1 protein-coding gene is annotated in these 230 nt (G+C 67.8%); it reads left to right on the plus strand.

Annotated elements, in window-relative coordinates:
- Positions 1 to 230, plus strand: a 230-nt coding sequence (locus ACNAW0_RS30970; RefSeq protein ID WP_416291574.1) for an IS607 family transposase, incomplete at both ends; no start/stop codon positions are given.

The following is a 230-nucleotide window of genomic DNA, read 5'->3' on the forward strand; positions in this document are numbered from 1 at the left end:
GCCACGCTGGTGGTGGCCCACAAGGACCGGCTGGCCCGTTTCGGCTTCGACTTGCTGGAGCATGTGGCCGCCCGCGGCGGCTGCGAGATCGTCGTGGCCAATCAGGAGGCCCTGCCTCCCCAGCGGGAGTTGGTCGAGGACCTCCTGGCCATCGTAGGTAGCTTTTCGTGTCGGCTGGACGGGCTGCGGCGTTACGAGAGGGAACTCGAAGGGGCGGTCCTGACCGTTGG

The organism is Micromonospora sp. SL1-18 (assembly GCF_047921505.1).
Classification (GTDB): Bacteria; Actinomycetota; Actinomycetes; order Mycobacteriales; family Micromonosporaceae; genus Micromonospora.